18 protein-coding genes are annotated in these 16130 nt (G+C 68.0%); 8 read left to right on the forward strand and 10 right to left on the reverse strand.

What is annotated here, in order from left to right:
- Positions 1-114 precede the first annotated feature (114 nt).
- Positions 115-894: a hypothetical protein gene (locus tag DI526_RS20755; protein ID WP_304282113.1), complete on the reverse strand. Its 780-nt coding sequence runs from the start codon at positions 892-894 to the stop codon at positions 115-117.
- A 268-nt stretch (positions 895-1162) separates the two neighbouring features.
- Here DI526_RS20755 and DI526_RS20760 point away from each other — a divergent pair, with 268 nt between their 5' ends.
- The 4 genes from DI526_RS20760 (at position 1163) to DI526_RS20775 (ending at position 4036) form a co-directional block, all read left to right on the forward strand.
- Positions 1163-1858 carry a DnaJ family molecular chaperone gene (locus DI526_RS20760; protein ID WP_304282116.1) on the forward strand — a complete coding sequence of 232 codons (696 nt, stop codon included), beginning with the start codon at positions 1163-1165 and terminating at the stop codon, positions 1856-1858.
- A gap of 76 nt (positions 1859-1934) precedes the next feature.
- Positions 1935-2273, forward strand: a complete 339-nt coding sequence (locus tag DI526_RS20765) for a hypothetical protein (RefSeq protein ID WP_304282118.1) — start codon at positions 1935-1937, stop codon at positions 2271-2273.
- 256 nt (positions 2274-2529) lie between these two features.
- Positions 2530-2820 carry a putative quinol monooxygenase gene (locus DI526_RS20770; protein ID WP_304282121.1) on the forward strand — a complete coding sequence of 97 codons (291 nt, stop codon included), beginning with the start codon at positions 2530-2532 and terminating at the stop codon, positions 2818-2820.
- A gap of 4 nt (positions 2821-2824) precedes the next feature.
- Positions 2825-4036 carry an acyl-CoA dehydrogenase family protein gene (locus tag DI526_RS20775; RefSeq protein WP_304282124.1) on the forward strand — a complete coding sequence of 404 codons (1212 nt, stop codon included), beginning with the start codon at positions 2825-2827 and terminating at the stop codon, positions 4034-4036.
- Here DI526_RS20775 and DI526_RS20780 read toward each other — a convergent pair.
- A complete protein-coding gene (locus tag DI526_RS20780) occupies positions 4031-4477 on the reverse strand; it encodes a hypothetical protein (protein WP_304282127.1) in 447 nt (148 codons plus the stop codon). The two genes, DI526_RS20775 and DI526_RS20780, sit on opposite strands and share 6 nt — an antisense overlap.
- 125 nt (positions 4478-4602) lie before the next feature.
- On the opposite strand from DI526_RS20780, the gene DI526_RS20785 reads away from it, so the two are divergent.
- Positions 4603-5694: an NADH:flavin oxidoreductase gene (locus tag DI526_RS20785; protein ID WP_304282128.1), complete on the forward strand. Its 1092-nt coding sequence runs from the start codon at positions 4603-4605 to the stop codon at positions 5692-5694.
- A gap of 129 nt (positions 5695-5823) precedes the next feature.
- Here DI526_RS20785 and DI526_RS20790 read toward each other — a convergent pair whose 3' ends face one another.
- The 3 genes from DI526_RS20790 to DI526_RS20800 all read right to left on the reverse strand — a co-directional run bounded on the left by DI526_RS20790 (position 5824) and on the right by DI526_RS20800 (position 9520).
- Positions 5824-6735 (reverse strand): SMP-30/gluconolactonase/LRE family protein, encoded by a 912-nt coding sequence (locus DI526_RS20790; RefSeq protein WP_304282129.1) that lies wholly within the window; start codon positions 6733-6735, stop codon positions 5824-5826.
- A gap of 93 nt (positions 6736-6828) precedes the next feature.
- Positions 6829-8910, reverse strand: a complete 2082-nt coding sequence (locus DI526_RS20795; RefSeq protein ID WP_304282130.1) for an ATP-binding protein — start codon at positions 8908-8910, stop codon at positions 6829-6831.
- Positions 8911-9004: 94 nt separating this feature from the next.
- Positions 9005-9520 (reverse strand): dihydrofolate reductase, encoded by a 516-nt coding sequence (locus tag DI526_RS20800; protein WP_304282131.1) that lies wholly within the window; start codon positions 9518-9520, stop codon positions 9005-9007.
- A 101-nt stretch (positions 9521-9621) separates the two neighbouring features.
- Between DI526_RS20800 and DI526_RS20805 the strand changes: the two genes are divergently transcribed.
- On the forward strand, positions 9622-10644 hold the full coding sequence (locus DI526_RS20805; RefSeq protein WP_304282132.1) for a zinc-binding dehydrogenase: 1023 nt from the start codon (positions 9622-9624) through the stop codon (positions 10642-10644).
- A 269-nt stretch (positions 10645-10913) separates the two neighbouring features.
- On the opposite strand, the gene DI526_RS20810 is transcribed toward DI526_RS20805, so the two are convergent.
- From DI526_RS20810 to DI526_RS20830, 5 genes are all read right to left on the reverse strand, one after another.
- Positions 10914-11261: a hypothetical protein gene (locus DI526_RS20810; RefSeq protein ID WP_304282133.1), complete on the reverse strand. Its 348-nt coding sequence runs from the start codon at positions 11259-11261 to the stop codon at positions 10914-10916.
- A gap of 8 nt (positions 11262-11269) precedes the next feature.
- Positions 11270-11494, reverse strand: coding sequence for a DUF2188 domain-containing protein (locus DI526_RS20815; protein ID WP_304282134.1), 225 nt, complete (start codon positions 11492-11494; stop codon positions 11270-11272).
- Between the two features lie 39 nt (positions 11495-11533).
- Positions 11534-12373 carry a thymidylate synthase gene (locus tag DI526_RS20820; RefSeq protein ID WP_304282135.1) on the reverse strand — a complete coding sequence of 280 codons (840 nt, stop codon included), beginning with the start codon at positions 12371-12373 and terminating at the stop codon, positions 11534-11536.
- 206 nt (positions 12374-12579) lie between these two features.
- A complete protein-coding gene (locus tag DI526_RS20825; RefSeq protein WP_304282136.1) occupies positions 12580-13530 on the reverse strand; it encodes an SH3 domain-containing protein in 951 nt (316 codons plus the stop codon).
- 74 nt (positions 13531-13604) lie between these two features.
- Positions 13605-14165 carry a DUF924 family protein gene (locus tag DI526_RS20830; RefSeq protein ID WP_304282137.1) on the reverse strand — a complete coding sequence of 187 codons (561 nt, stop codon included), beginning with the start codon at positions 14163-14165 and terminating at the stop codon, positions 13605-13607.
- Positions 14166-14268: 103 nt separating this feature from the next.
- On the opposite strand from DI526_RS20830, the gene DI526_RS20835 reads away from it, so the two are divergent.
- Both DI526_RS20835 and ilvC read left to right on the forward strand, forming a co-directional pair.
- On the forward strand, positions 14269-15090 hold the full coding sequence (locus tag DI526_RS20835; protein ID WP_304282139.1) for an RcnB family protein: 822 nt from the start codon (positions 14269-14271) through the stop codon (positions 15088-15090).
- A 241-nt stretch (positions 15091-15331) separates the two neighbouring features.
- A partial coding sequence (ilvC, locus tag DI526_RS20840; RefSeq protein WP_304282140.1) for a ketol-acid reductoisomerase occupies positions 15332-16130 on the forward strand: 799 nt, incomplete at its 3' end.

Genomic DNA, 16130 nt, shown 5'->3' on the forward strand with positions numbered 1-16130 from the left:
CTCCCCCTATGGGGGAGGTGGCCCGGAGGGACGGAGGGGGCGGCTCCGCATAGGCCGAGTAGCCCGCTAAGTCGCTGCCGCGACAGCTCCCCCAGAGGAGGAGCAGACTTATTATCAATTCGGCTTGCAGATCAGCACGTCGCGGCCGCCGCGCTTGGCCGGGATCAGGCTGCCGGCGCAGGGGACCGGGTTGACTGGATCGACGATGATCTCATTGCCGCCGATCGGCGGGAGCGTCTTGGCGGGCGCCGCGGCGGTCTTCGGCTTCGGCGTGGGTGCTGTCGTCGCGGCGGCGGGCTTCGCAGCCGGGGCGGCGGGGGCGGGCGCGGGAGTCTCGGCCGGCGTCGGCGTGGGTTCTGGCGTCGTCGGAGCGGGGGGCGGCGTCGTCGCCGAGCCGGAGTTGTAGTTCAGCGCCCGACCCAGGATCGACGACTTCACCTCAAGCGCCTTGGCGCGCCGCTCGCAGTCGCCGGGCGGGCTCCAGCTCATCCACATCTGGGCCAGGCGCGCCTTGTCGACCGAGCCGGCGCCCTGCCAGATGGCCGCGCCGCGCTTGACCTGGGCCGCGCCATACTCCGAGATCGGGCGCGGGCTGGCCTTCTCGGCCGCGGTGATCGCCGAGGCGAAGGCCTTGAGGTCCTTCTGCGCCTGGGCGCGCATCTCCGGATAGGTCTTCAGGGCGGCCTGGACGCCGTCGGGGCCGGGGAACGCCTTCTCGATCCGCGTCACCTCGGGCATCACCTGGTCGTAGAGCGAGGCGTAGCCGCCGAGGGCTCCGTAGCACCAGGCGACATAGCCGTACTCGTCGGTCGGCGCGGCGTTGAGCGAGGGCTGGGCGCCGGCCTGGCCGTTCTGGGCCAGCAGGGCGAGGGCGAGAAAGAGGGCGTTCGCCATGCGGCGGAGGTCCTTTCGAGGAAACTTGCAGAGTGACTAGAGCATTTCGGTCCGGATTGGGACCGTTGCGTGGCGAGCGCCAAGCGGAGCCATAACGAGCCAGAGGGCGATCGGCTCCCCGATCTTTTTGAGCCGGCGCTTTCGCCGCATTGCAACGAAGTCATGTGAATGATCATTCTCAATGTGCTAGAAGCACCTTCCGTTGGGTGATCCGTCCTGGGCCATCCCCCGTATCCGTCAATGTCCGTCGCTGGTTTCGAGGCGATTCATGAGCTTCTGGCGCAACATCGCGAGCATCGCCGCCCGGCGCCTCGATCTGGCCGACTGCACCGAATGTCCGGGCGGTCTGCCGGGCGAGGACCCGGCGTTTTCGACCGCGGTGACCGCGCTGGGCGCCAAGCTGGCCAAGGTCGACGGCCGGGCCGACGGGCATGAGTTCGCCGCCTTCACCGAGGTGTTCCAGCCCGATCCGGCCTCGGAGCCGAACATCCACCGCCTGTACGACCTGGCGCGGCAGACGACTCACGGCTTCGAGAGCTACGCCAAGCGCCTGGCCAAGCGCTATTCCAGCTGTCCGCAGCTGCTGGAGGACGTGGTCGATGGCCTGTTCCACATCGCCAAGGCGGATGGGGTCGTGACCACCGACGAGCTGGCCTATCTTGAGCGCGTCTCCAGCCTGTTCGGAATGTCTCCCCTGGCTTTCCGCCGCCTGCGCGCCACGCACCTGGGTGTCGGGGCCGACGACCCCTACGCCATCCTCGACGTGCCGGCGGACGCCGACGACGCAACGGTCCACAAGGCCTGGAAGATCGCCCTGGTCAACGCCCACCCCGACAAGGCGCGCGCTCGCGGGCTGCCCACCGAGTTCATCGAGGTGGCCGAGGCCAAGGCGGCCGCGATCAACGCCGCCTTCTCGACGGTCATGCGCGAGCGCCGGGAACTGGGCCTGGCCGCCGCCGGCTAAGGCCGAAAATCGGCCGAACCGGGCGTTTGCTCGGGAAAAAGTGTCTTTTCATCTGCATCTGGCGGGTGTTCAGTTGATGTTCAGCGCTTGTGAACCACCTAAGAATAATCATGAGCGTGACGAGAGGACGCCGATGACCAACACCGCCGCTGTTTCGCCCTGGCGTAATCTCGCTTGGATCGCGGGCGCGCTCGCGACGTCGGCGGCCGTGGTGATCGGCGCGGTGCTCGCCGTGGTGTTCGCGGCGACGGTCGTTGTGGTCGGCTTCATCGGCAGCGCCCTGTTCGGCCTGGCGGCCTTCGCCTTCCGCGGCCGCAAGGTCGCCGGCGCCCGTAACGCCGATCCCAGCCTGATCGAAGCCCGCAATGTCGGCGGCCACTCCTGGGTGGCCTACGGCTGGAACGAGCGGCGCTAGCTTCACAGCCCGATTTCCCGGCGAATGCCGGGACCCAGATCGAACCCACTTTCAGACGTGTAGCTCGCGCTGCTCGTTGGCGCGTCATCCCAAACGCTCAGGATGAATCTGGGCCCCGGCATTCGCCGGGGAAGTCGGTGATTGGGAGAGCGATCAAGCTCTCTCTAAACCCATAGCTCAGACTTCCCCAACGTCTCCCTTGCCCCCGCCGCTCGCCTGACCCATCCTGCCTTTCAAACAAATGTTGGGAGGCAACATGATCGGCGTCGTCGCGACCCTCTTTGTCCAGCCGGACAAGACCGCTGAATTCGAGAAGGTGTTCCTGGATCTGGCCGCCAAGGTGAAGGCCAACGAGTCGGGCTGTCTGATGTACCAACTGACCAAGTCCAAGACCGAGGCCGGCGTCTACAAGGTGCTGGAGCTCTACGCCTCGACCGACGCGCTGAAGCATCACGGCGGCACCGACTACTTCAAGGCCGCTGGCGCGGCGATGGGGCCGACGATGGCCGCCGCCCCGAACATCGAGTACCTCGACGCGGTGGAGTAGGGCGATGGACCTGGCGTTCTCGGCCGAGGATCTGGCCTTCCAGCGAGAGGTGCGCGACTGGATCGCCACCGCCTATGATGACGACCTGCGACGCCAGATGAGCCAGTCCAAGAACGGCTATCTGGACAAGGCCGGCCAGGTGAAATGGCAGAAGAAGCTGTACGAACGCGGCTGGGCGGCGCCGGATTGGCCTGTCGAGCACGGCGGACCGGGCTTCACGGCCTCGCAGCGCTACATCTTCAACATGGAGATGAGCCTGGCGGGCGTGCCGACCTCCTCGCCGATGGGGCTGAAGATGGTCGCGCCGGTGATCATGGCGTTCGGGACCGACGAACAGAAGGCTGAGCACCTGCCGCCGATCCTGCGGTCGGACGTCTGGTGGTGCCAGGGCTATTCCGAGCCCGGCTCGGGCTCCGACCTCGCCAGCCTGCAGATGCGCGCCGAGCGTGACGGCGACGACTATGTGCTGAACGGCTCGAAGATCTGGACGACCCACGCCCAGTGGGCCGACTGGATGTTCTGCCTGGTCCGCACCTCGACGGAAGGCCGGCCGCAGGAGGGCATCTCGTTCCTGCTGCTGCGGATGGATACGCCCGGCATCCAGATCAAGCCGCTGCCGACCCTCGACGGTCCTCCGGAAAACGAGCAGGAGATCAACCAGGTCTTCTTCGACAATGTCCGGGTGCCCGTCGCCAACCGCATCGGCGAGGAGAACAAGGGCTGGACCTACGCCAAGTACCTTCTGGAGTTCGAGCGCGGCAACGCCTACGCGCCGGGCCTGATGCACATGCTCAAGAAGGTCAAGCGCATCGCCGCCCTGGAGCTGGCAGACGACGGCGGGCGGTTGATCGACGACCCGGACTTCCGGACCAAGATCAGTAACCTGGAGGTCCAGGTGCAGGCGCTGAACGCCAGCGAGCTGCGGATCTTCTCCGGCCGCTCGGCCGGCAAGGCGATCGGCCCGGCCTCGTCGATGCTGAAGTGCGTGGGCTCCGAACAGCAGCAGGCGATCACCGAGCTGACCCTCGAGGCGGTGGGCGCCTACGCCGCGCCGTTCGTGCGGGATACTTGGTCCAAGAGCAACGAGGGTAGGGCGGGCCCCGACTACGCCGCGCCGGCGGCTCCAGCCTATTTCAGCTACCGCAAGACCTCGATCTACGCCGGCTCCAACGAGATCCAACGCAACATCATGGCCAAGATGGTGCTGGGGCTATGACGGTGTTTCCTTCCTAGAGGCCAGCACGCGGATCAGGATGGGCGGCGCCGCGATCCCCGCCACGGCCAGCAGCAGGAACCAGATCTTGTTGAAGTCGCTGGCAGGGGCGGCGCTGCCTACCCAGGCCAGCAGGTTCAGCGCCGAGCCCAAGGCCAGCAACGGGCGCGCGGACTTGAGATTGGCGACGATCCGATCGACGGGCCAGACAGGTCTCATCAGGGCGGTCATGTAGAGGGGCGCGCCGACCAGAATCTCGCCGACCTTGTGGTGCATCGTCGGCGAGGTCAGCAGGCCTCGATAGCCCGCGTGACCCAGTATGGCGTGGGCGTGCTCGACGAAATCCCTCAACAGGAACACTGCGGCCAGCACTCCGGCCGCCAGTATGATCCACCAATTCGCCGGCTTGCCGCCCATGGCCCGTCCCTCCGCTGACGGCGTCATGGTGCGGTGAATCCCACTTCCCGCAAGTCTCTCGTCAAGGAACAGCGAGCGTTGCGGTTTTAGCTTGGCTTGGGCCTCGAACGGGTGTTTGGATTGCGCGCGTTTTCATTGTCTACGGAGCCCCCATGGCCCTCGACGCCCTGTTCAAGCCCTTCGAATTCAAATCCCTGAAGCTGCCCAACCGGGTGGTGATGGCGCCGATGACGCGGTCCTTCTCGCCCTGTGGCGTGCCGACCGACGAGGTCGCCGCCTATTATCGCCGCCGCGCCGAGAACCAGGTCGGGCTGATCGTCACCGAGGGCACGGGCGTCGCGCGTCCGGCCTCGCTGAACGACGCCAAGGTGCCGCGTTTCCACGGCGAAAAGGAGCTGGCCGGCTGGAAGAAGGTCGTCGACGAGGTGCATGCGGCGGGCGGCCTGATCGCCCCGCAGCTGTGGCACGTGGGCGCGGCCAAGGGCCCGGACCAGCTGGGCAAGGTCGACAGCCCCTCGGGCCTGTCGAAGGCGGGCGGCAACCCGTTCACCGAACCGATGACCGACGCCGACATCGCCGACACCATCGCCGCCTTTGGCCAGGCGGCGGCCGACGCCAAGCGCCTGGGCTTCGACGCGGTCGAGCTGCACGGCGCGCACGGTTATTTGATAGACCAGTTCTTCTGGCCGGGCACCAATGTCCGGACCGACCCGTGGGGCGGTCCGACGATCGGCGAGCGCGGCCGTTTCGCCGCCGAGATCCTCAAGGCTGTCCGCGCGGCCGTGGGTCCGGACTATCCCGTGATCATCCGCCTGTCGCAGTGGAAGCAGCAGGACTACACCGCGCGCCTGGCGACCACCCCGCAAGAGATGGAAGCCTGGCTGCAGCCGCTGGCCGACGCCGGCGCCGACATCTTCCACTGCAGCCAGCGCCGGTTCTGGGAGCCGGAGTTCGACGGCAGCGACCTCAATTTCGCCGGCTGGGCCAAGAAGCTGACGGGCGCGCCGACCATCACCGTCGGTTCGGTGGGCCTGTCGGGCGAGTTCATCGCCGCGTTCGGCGGCGAGGGCAGCCAGCCCGCCTCGCTGGACGGCCTGCTGGAGCGCCTGGAGCGCGGCGACTTCGACCTGGTCGGCGTCGGCCGGGCCCTGCTGCAGGATCCCGAATGGGTCGTGAAGGTCCGCGAGGGCCGCACCGGCGAGCTGCAGAACTTCGAGCGCGCGGCGCTGGGGGTGCTGTACTAGGCGACAGTGGATGCTCCCCCGCGATGCGGGGGAGCTGTCGCGGAGCCGACTGAGGGGGCGGGCTGGATATCGGCCCAGTTAGCCCCCTCCGGCCCTCTGGGCCACCTCCCCCGCATCGCGGGGGAGGAACTATGCGTTGAAGTTCAGCTTCAAGCCCGGCCGCGGCCACCGCGCCTTGTAGAGCTTGCCGGTGCCCGAGGCCGTGATCCAGGCGTCGCGCATGTCGGCGCCGCCGAAGCAGATGTTGGTCACGATCACGTCCGGAAAGGCGTAGTGCTCGGTGGAGCCGTCCGGGTCGAAGGCGGTGATCCCGCCGTTGATGATCGTCGCCACGCAGACCTTGCCGCCGGCCTCGACCGCCAGGCTGTCCAGCAGCTGATAGCCCGGCAGGTTGCAAACGACGTTCCCGGGCGTCAGCGGCGCGGCGTCGGCCAGCACGCCGGGGGCCGTGATCTCGAACGACCACAGCCGCCCCAGCATGGTGTCGGCCATGTAGACGGTCTTCTCGTCCGGCGAGAGGCCCACGCCGTTGGGCGAGACGAAGTGGTCGCGCCAGCGGGTGATCTTCGAGCCATCGGGCAGGGCGTAGTACAACGCCCCGTACTTGCGGCCGTCGGGCGTCGAGCAGCCGTGGTCGGTGAACCAGAAGCCGCCTTGCCTGTCGAAGACCAGGTCGTTGGGCCCGACCAGGGGCTTGCCGTCGCATTCTGAATACAGCGTCGTCACCGCGCCGGTCGCGAGGTCGACGCGCTGGATGAAGCCGCCCTTGTGCGTGGGCGGGGTGGGGCCGGGGATGTTCAGGCCATTGGCCTCGAAAAACTGGAAGCTGCCGCCGTTGTTGGTGACGTATAGGGCGCCGTCGGGTCCGATCGCCGCGCCGTTGGGCCCGCCGCCCGTCTCGGCGACGGTCTCCTTGCGGCCGTCGGGCCAGATGCGGGTCAGGCGCTGGCCCTGGATCTCGGTGACGATCACCGAGCCGTCCGCCATGGCCACGGGGCCCTCGGGAAATTGCAGGCCTTCGGCCACCAGATGAATGTCCATCGCGCGTCTCTCTCCCTGTCACGCCTCTGCCGGGCGGTCGGGAAGACTATAAACGGGCGTTTGAACTTGGCGAGCGCTCCTTGCGCGCGGCCTCTAGCAGGTCATCAGCGACGGGGCGTCGGCTGTGCGGCTGGGGCCGGCGGTGAAGCGCGCCACGGCCGACAGCAGATCGTCGCGGACGATCGGCTTGGCCACGTGACCGTCCATGCCGGCGGCCAGGCAGCGGGCGACCTGCTCGGGCATGACGTCGGCGCTGAGCGCCAGGATCGGCACGTGTCGCTTGTCTCCCTCCATCGCGCGGATGGCGTGGGTCGCGGCCAGGCCGTCCATGACCGGCATGTGGACGTCCATCAGCACCAGGTCGAACTCCTGGTCGCGCAGCAGGGACACCGCCATGGCCCCGTCCTCGGCGGTGACCGCTTCGTGCCCGCCCAGGGTCAGCAGGGCGTGACCCAGCTCGCGATTGACGTGATGGTCGTCGACCAACAGCACGCGCGCGCCGCGCGCGATCTGCGGCGGCGGCGAGATGGCCTCCAGCCGGGGCGCCGGTTGCGCGGGGGGGGCGGGAAGCTCGACCCAGAAGCATGAGCCGCGGCCCTGGGCGCTGATCACGCCGATCTCGCCGCCCATCCGGGTGACCAACGCCTTGCTGATCGCCAGGCCCAGGCCTGTGCCGCCGTAGCCGCGACTGATCGAGCTGTCGGCCTGGGTGAAGCGCTGGAACAGTCGCGCCTGCACGTCCGGCGCGATGCCGATGCCGGTGTCGGACACCTCGAACCGCAGGCGACGGGGATCCGACAGGTCCAGCCGGGCGACCACGGCGCCGTCGCGGGTGAACTTGATGGCGTTGGACAGCAGGTTCAGCAGCACCTGCCGCAGCCGGGTCTCATCGAGCAGGAACAGCGAGCCCTCGTCGCCGCCCTCGACCTCGATCCTTAGCGACAGGTCCTTGGTCTCGGCCGCGGGGGCGGCGATCGCCATGGCGTCGCGCAGCACCAGGGCCGGGGCCAGCGGCTCCGGATCCAGCTCCATGCGCCCGGCTTCCAGTTTCGAGAAGTCCAGCAGGTCGTTGATGATCTCGACCAGCGAGCGGCCGGCGCGCTCGATCAGGTCCAGCCGCCGGCGGCTCTCGCACGACAGGCCAGGGGCGGCGGAGACCAGGCCGGCGAAACCGAGGATGCTGTTCAGCGGCGTGCGGATCTCGTGGCTGATCGTCGCCAGGAACTCGGACTTGGCCTTGTTGGCGGCCTGGGCGCTGGCCTGGGCGTTCCGCGCGGCGTCGCGGCCCCGCGTCATCAGCACCTGCAGGCGCTTTTGCCGTTCCAGGATCATGGCCGCGGTCAGGCAGACGGCGAACAGCATCACGTGGAAGATGACGGCGTGGCGCAGGGGGATCAACGCCACGTCACGGTCGATGCCGACCCGGTGCAGGACGGCGGGGATCGAGGCGGCCAGGGAGGCGATGACCAGGATCGCCGCCGCGCGCGGCCCGCCTCGGAACACCGCCAGCATGGCGGGGGCGAACAGCAGCGCCTGCAGCCCTGGATCCCAGGTGAAGATCGCCACGGCGCTGATCACGACCAAGGCCGTGAGCATGGTCACCTGCCACGCGGGGGCGGGAAACAGCGGCTGGTGCCGCCGGTCCATCAGCATGATCGTGGTCGGCATCGCCAGAAGCACGCCCAACACGTTTGGGGGGATCCACTCGGCCCATCCGCTCCAGATCGGCTTGCCGTGAAAGAGCGCCAGGGTCATCGTCGTCACCGTCGACAACGCCAGGACCAGCACCGACGCCGCGGCCGTGAGGCGCGCCAGCCCCCAGGGGCTGCGCATGTGACGGGTCAGCCCCAGCCGTTCCAGGCTCATGGCGATCAGGACGTTCTGAACGAGATCCTGGGGGACTACCAGAATGATGAAGGAGGCGCCCACGCCCGCGACCAGCTCGACCGCGACATGAGCTACGCCGGCCAGGGCCAGCATGACCCAGCGCGCCTTGCCCTTCAGAGTCAGAAGGCCGGCGATAACGACCGCGTTGGCCGTCCAGATCGACGGCAAGTTGTGGGTCGCGCCGGCCAGGAACAGGCTGAACGTGATCGACCCCACAAAGGCCGTGAGTATCCCGACGATCCGCAAGGACTGGTCGTTGCGAGACCGGTGTCGAATGGCCGCGATCAAACTTAGCTCCCCCTACCCGCGAGGATTGTAAGGCGCTCGAGGTTTCGGCGGGGTTTAAGTCACCCGAGATTTCCGCAGATTTCGCGCCCGCTCGTCAGCGCCGTTCCAGCACCCGGAACACGAAGGCGTGGTCGTCTCCAGGCCCCGCGACGTGCGCCTCGCGGCGAACCTCGGTCCAGGCGCTTTCGTCGAAGCTCGGGAAACGCACATCGCCCTCGACCTCGGCGGCCACTTCGGTGAGGTAGAGCCGCCGGGCCTTGGGCAGGGCCAGTTCGAACAGGGCGCGGCCGCCGATCACGCAGACCTCGTCGAGGCTGTCGTCGGCCGCCTGCTCCTTGGCGATCTGCACCGCTTCGGACCAGGTCTCGCAGGCGATCGCGCCTTCGGGTTCGAAGCTCTGGTCGCGGGACAGCACGACGTTCATGCGGCCGGGCAGGGGTTTGCGGGGAAGGCTGTCCCAGGTCTTGCGCCCCATGATGATCGGCTTGCCCAGGGTGTTGGCCTTGAACAGGGCCAGGTCCGACTTCAGCCGCCAGGGCAGGTCGCCCTCGCGGCCGATCACCCCGTTGGCGGCGCGGGCGACGACGATGGCGAGGCTGGGCATGGTCATGCACCTTGATTAGCGGGCGTCGCGCCCGCGCGCCAAGGCTTGATCCAAACCTGAACGTTGATCACTCTTTCGACCAAGGAACGATGATCGGGGGAAGGGCGATGTCGGCGACGGCGTTCGAGATGCATATGGCCCGGACGGGGGGCGTCGAGGTGCTGCAAGCCCGCCAGGTCACGCTACCGCCGCCGGGACCAGGGCAGGCGCGGGTGGCGATCGAGGCCGCCGGGGTGGCCTTCGCCGACATCGTCATGCGCACCGGGCTTTATCCCGGCGTAAAGGCGCCGGTGACGCCGGGCTACGACTTCGTCGGCCGGATCGAGGCGTTGGGCGCGGGCGTCGAGAGCCTCCACGTGGGGCAGCGCGTGGCGGCCCTGACCGTGACAGGCTCCTACGCCACGCGCCGGAACATCGACGCCCGCTGGCTGGTCGCCGCGCCCGAGGCGGCGCCCGCCGAGGCCCTGGTCGCGGGCGTCCTGAACGGCCTGACCGCCTGGCAGATGTTCCACCGCGTCGCCGGCGCGGTGGCGGGCGAGTGGGTGCTGGTCCACGGCGCCGCGGGCGGCGTCGGCGGCCTGCTCCTCGATCTGGCGCGGCGGGCCGGGGTCCGGGCGATCGGCACGGCTTCGGCGGGCAAGAAGGCCGAGGTCGAGGCCAAGGGCGGCGTGCATGTCGACTACCGCACCGAGCCGGTGGCGGCGCGTGCGGTCGCGCTGTCGGGCGGCGGCGTGGTCGCGGCCTTCGACCATGTCGGCGGGCCGCACCTGAAGACCGCCTCCATCGCCGCGCTGCGCCCCGGCGGGACGGCGGTGCTGTACGGCGGCTATGACGCGACCAAGGGCGGCAAGGCGCGGCCCGCCGCGATGCTGAAGATGCTGGCGGCCGACCGGCTGTCGGCCTTGAAGCTGTTTAGCCAAAGCCAGGGCGTGGTCGGCTACAACGTCACCTCGTGGCGCGATGCGCGGCCGGAGGCTTATCGGCAGGATCTGGCCCAGGTGCTCGCGCTGATCGGGGAGGGCGCGATCCAGCCCACGATCGCCAAGGTCCTGCCGCTGCGCGAGGCCGGCGAGGCCCAGGCGCTGCTGCAGTCGGCCAAGCTGGCGGGGAAGATCGTACTGAGGCCGTGAGGCTATCTGCCCATGCCGCTCCAAGCCGCCATCTGTCTCATCCATTCGACCATTGGCAGGCGGTCGATATCACGCCTGGAATAGCCGCGAGCGACGAGCACGTCGTCTGTCTCCGCGATGAAGTCCGTGAAGCGGCCCCATATGAACGACGGTCCTTCCGCGTCGAGCCTGCATTCTGTATTCAGCCAGTTGCGGACAATCGTCAGCGCTTCGGCCGGGTCATCTCCGTGGGCCTCGATATCTGAGTTCGAAAGGTCAGAGATCGCCGCCTAGTAGCGATAGCGTTCCGTCTCCAAGATCAGGCATCGCTTATCCGACCAAGGAGCGCCTCTGAACCGCTTGCAGCCGATGTCCAAGCCCAGTTCGAGCGGCATGTTGAGTCTGAACAATTCGCCTGCCCGCTCTGCTCGGATACGAGACAGGTCGTGGATGCCGAACTTGGAGGCTTCTATCAGCTCTATGATTTTCTCGATGCGCGGCTCTGCGCCATCAAGTCGCTCGATGGCGATGCGCGGCTCCAGGCCCAGATAATATATGCAGAACAAGATAGCCCTCAGCAGGGGCTTATAGGCGTCATCAAAAGGGCAGTTGATGAAGACGCTACGCTCAAAGGCCATAGGGCGGTTTAGCCCTTGGGCGGAAAGGGATCGGCGCCGTAGCTGTTGCGTGACCGGATAGTGCCGTCGGCGCGGTGGATGTAGAGCTCCGCGCCTTCCTTCTGGGCTAGCGCCTTTCCATGCGCGATCGCCGCTTCTTGCGTCGAAAACGTCTTTGAGGCGCGCGCCGCCCCTGTCGCCCTGACGCTCCAGCCGCCGCGGATCGACGGAACAACATGTTGTCCTTTGGACATCGGCGTCTCCTTAGAGAGGCTAATATAGCGTCGCCCAGGTCAGACTGAAACCTCGGCCTTGATGTGCGGATGGGCCTGGTAGCCGTCCAGGGTGAAATCCTCGTACGCGAAGCCGAACAGGTCGCGCTTGTCGGCGATCGTCATGGTCGGGAAGTCGAAGGGCTCGCGGGTCAGCTGCTCGCGGGCCTGGTCTAGGTGGTTCAGGTAGAGGTGCGCGTCGCCGAAGGTGTGGACGAACTCGCCCGGCTCCAGGCCGACGACCTTGGCGACCATCAGGGTCAGCAGGGCGTAGCTGGCGATGTTGAACGGCACGCCCAGGAAGACGTCGGCGCTGCGCTGGTAGAGCTGGCAGCTCAGCTTGCCGTCGGCGACGAAGAACTGGAACAGGCAGTGGCATGGCGGCAGGGCCATGTCGTCGACGTCGGCCGGGTTCCAGGCCGAGACGATGTGGCGGCGGCTGCTCGGATTGGTCTTCAGGTTCTCAACGAGATTGCCGATCTGGTCGATGACGCGGCCGTCAGGCGTGGCCCACGAGCGCCACTGCTTGCCGTAGACGGGGCCGAGGTCGCCGTTCTCGTCGGCCCACTCGTCCCAGATGCGGACGCCGTTGTCCTTCAGATAGGCGATGTTGGTGTCGCCCTTCAGGAACCACAGAAGCTCGATGATGATCGAGCGCAGATGCAGCTTCTTGGTCGTCAGGACCGGGAAGCCCTTGGAGAGGTCAAAGCGGATCTGCCGCCCGAACACGCCCAGCGTGCCGGTGCCCGTGCGGTCGCCGCGCTGGACGCCGTTCTCGAGGATGTCGGCGAGAAGGGCCAGGTACTGCCGCTCGGGATGATCGGCGGCGGCTTTCGGGGCGTCGAGGACGGCGGTGGTCATGTGGGCGATTGTGGCGGCGAATCGAGCCGTTGAACACCTGCGGCGCCGGAAACGATCCACAGGCGGGCGTGAACTATCCCAATATCAGAACCCCTCCCCTTGCGGGGAGGGGCAGGGGTGGGGGTGTCGGCGCCAGCTGTGGCCGATACGGCGCTGGCGCCCACATTCCCAACCCCTTCCCCGCGAGGGGGAAGGGGCCATGGACGTTACTTGCTCGGCGCGAGGCCCGTGTTCAGCACCCAGCCGACATTGTCGTTCTCGTCGGCCACTTCCCACCACAGCTCCTGCTGCTTGCCGGTCGGGTAGACGATGGCGCCGGCGGGCAGGGTGCGGATCAGCTTGCCGCCGGCGACCGGCGCGGCGCGCATGGCCACGGGGCGCTGGGCGGTGAAGGTCTTGGCCGGCGCGGCCGCGGCGGCGGGGCCGGCCTCCGACAGCAGGCCCAGGTCGCCGACCATCTTCGAATAGGCGTTGATGAACGACAGCGTCACGATGCGGCCGATGTCGGTGTCCTCGTAGCCGCCGCCGACCGCGCCGGCGAAGCCCAGGCCGCCGCCCGCGCCCCAGCCGATGTCGTTCTTCACCGCGTAGCCTTCAGCCACCGACATGGTCTCGGTGGTGCGGACATTGGTCAGCGACAGGACGGTGTTGGCTTCCAGCTTCTTGGTCTTGATGCCGCCGACCAGACCGCCGACGCGGCCGCCGATCAGGCCGCCGATGGCGCCAGCCACCGCGCCGCCGCCGACATTGCTGTTGCTGCCCTGGACCTCGGCGACCAGCACGTAGTCGGCGGCCTTGACCTGGCCCTGGCCGACGTTGCTGCCGCGCTGCAGGCCCAGATTGCCGCCGATGTTGCGTTCCTTCTCGGCCGCGCTGAGGCCCGCGCCGCGGTCGACGAGGTTAAAGCAGCCCGAGCGCTGGACGATGGCGCGCAGCACCTTCTGCGGCGAGGCCAGGTTGTACTGGGTCCAGCCGCTGGAATCATCGCCGTCGACGATCGACAGCGTGCCCAGTTTGCGCGTGCAGCGCGGCACCTCGCCCGACGCCTGGGTCTGCATCTGCTGGCCCTTGCTGGCCTTGGCCTGGGCGAAGCCGGTGGCCGGCGTGAGGGCGGAGAGCGCCAGGCCAACGACCAGCGCGCTACGGAAGGCTTTCATAGTGGCGTTCCCCAAAGAAGTGATCGAACGCACTCGTACAGGCGAATTTTTACAAAGCAAAGTTCAGGGGCGGATCACCCCGCGAAGCCGCCCTCGTCGAGGAACGCTTGCTCGGCCGCCGTCGTCTCTCGGCCGAGCCCTGCGTTGCGGTGCGGGAAGCGGCCGAACCGCGCGATGATGTCGCGATGCGCCAGGGCCCACTTCATCGACTCCTCGTCGCCGGTGTCGGCCTGCAGGCCGGCGAACAGCTGGACGCTGAACTCCTGGTCGACCAGCGACTCCGAGTGTTCGAACGGCAGGTAGAAGAAGGGGCGCAAGGCGGGCTCGATCGCCGGGTCGTGGTCGTGGCCGGCGGCGATGGCGGCGCGGGCGAACGTGCGGGCCAGCGGATCCGTGGCGAAGGCGTGCGGCGTATTGCGGTACATGTTGCGCGGGAACTGGTCGAGCAGGATCAGCAGGGCCAGGGCGCCCTCGGCCGTCTCCGCCCAGGCGTCGTAGCGTCGCATCGAGGCGCGGTAGTGGGTCTGCTCGAACTTCAGCGCGATGGCCGAGTCGAAGGCCGCGTCCTTGGCGAACCATTTGGCGGGGCCGGCCTGGCGCCAGAAGCTGACGATGTCGTTGGGATGCGCGGCCATCGAGTCCTCTGGGGTCATGTTCAAGCCCGGTTCATCCAGCGAGTCCGAGACTGCTATCAAGGGACAAGCCCGGGCCTGCCATCAAGGCCCTTCGGAGCAAGACATGAAACGTGTGATCACGACCGCCTTGGCGCTCTCGCTGCTGGCCGGCGCGGCCCAGGCCGGGGCGGCGGGGGCGGTGGTCGCTCAGCAGCAGCAACAACAGCGCGAGCAGCAGCAGCGCGACGGCGGCCCGCGCCCGGATCGCGGCGGCGACCGCGCCGAGCGCTGGGGTGACCGCGGCGGCGATCGCGGCGGCCCGCGCCAGGCCGACGGCGGCTGGAACCGGCCCGGCGGCGACAGCGGCTGGAACCGGGGCGATCGACCACAGCCGCCCCAAGGCCAGCCCCAGGTCCAGCCGCAGCCTCCACGCCCCGACGGCGACCGCGAGCGCATGCGTGGGGAAGACCGACGCGGCGGTTGGGACCGTAACGACAACAACCGTCCCGGCTGGCAGGACCGCGATCGTGACCGCGATCGCGACGACCGCCGCTGGAACGACAATCGCGACCGGGACCGAAACGACTATCGCTGGAACGACAACCGCAGCTGGGAATGGAACGACCGGAGCCGGGACCGCTATCGCGACCGCGATCGCGGACGGCCGCACTACGACCGCTACACCTACCGGCCGATCTATTCCGCGCCGCAACGGTACCGCGCGCCGGTCTATCGCTATCCGCGCGGCTGGTACGTCCGCAGCTGGGCGTTCGGCGACTACCTGCCGGGCGGCTGGTACGGCAGTTCCTACTATCTCGACGCCTGGCGCTACGGCCTGCCGCAGCCGCCGATCGGCTGCGAGTGGGTCCGGGTCGGCGACGACGCCCTCTTGGTCGACATCTGGAGCGGCCAGGTGATGAGCGTCTGGCGCGATCTCTTCTGGTGATCCCGCAGGGGGCGGAGGCGCGATCCTCCGCCCCTTTTTCATGCCCGCGACGCGAGGTTTTTCGGACGCACGATGGCGAAGCGGAGCGGTCGCGCCTAAAACAGCGTCGCGAAGGTCGCGCGTTTTCGCCGTTCTGTCGGCTCCGCCTTGACGAAACGGCAAAAAAACGCTCAAACGCCCGGCCTTCGTCGCTCTTCCGTTGCGTCGGGCGACCTTGATCGACCAGTCCTGGAGAAAAAACATGCGCGTCTACTACGACCGCGACGCCGACATCGCCCGCATCCTGGACAAGAAGATCGCCATCGTAGGCTATGGCAGCCAAGGTCACGCCCACGCCCTCAACCTTCGCGACTCGGGCGCCAAGAACGTCGCCGTCGCCCTGCGCGCCGGTTCGCCGACCGCCAAGAAGGCCGAAGGCGAAGGCCTGAAGGTCATGACGGTGGCCGAAGCCGCCGCCTGGGCCGACATGATCATGATCCTGGCGCCGGACGAGCACCAGGCCGCGATCTACAAGAACGACATCGCCCCCAACATCCGTGACGGCGCGGCCCTGCTGTTCGCCCACGGCCTGAACGTCCACTTCGGCCTGATCGAGCCGAAGAACACCATCGACGTGCTGATGGTTGCGCCGAAGGGCCCGGGCCACACCGTGCGCGGCGAGTACCAGAAGGGTGGCGGCGTGCCGTGCCTGATCGCGGTGCACCACAACGCCACCGGCAACGCCCTCGACCTGGGCCTGGCCTACGCCTCGGCCATCGGCGGCGGCCGCTCGGGCATCATCGAGACCAACTTCCGCGAAGAGTGCGAGACCGACCTGTTCGGCGAGCAGGCCGTCCTGTGCGGCGGCACGGTCGAGCTGGTCCGCGCCGGCTTCGAAACGCTGGTGGAAGCCGGCTACGCGCCGGAAATGGCCTATTTCGAGTGCCTGCACGAGCTGAAGCTGATCGTCGACCTCATGTACGAGGGCGGCATCGCCAACATGAACTACTCGATCTCGAACACCGCCGAGTACGGCGAGTACGTGACGGGTCCGCGCATCA

It is taken from the genome of Caulobacter segnis (assembly GCF_003243465.1).
Classification (GTDB): Bacteria; Pseudomonadota; Alphaproteobacteria; order Caulobacterales; family Caulobacteraceae; genus Caulobacter; species Caulobacter segnis_A.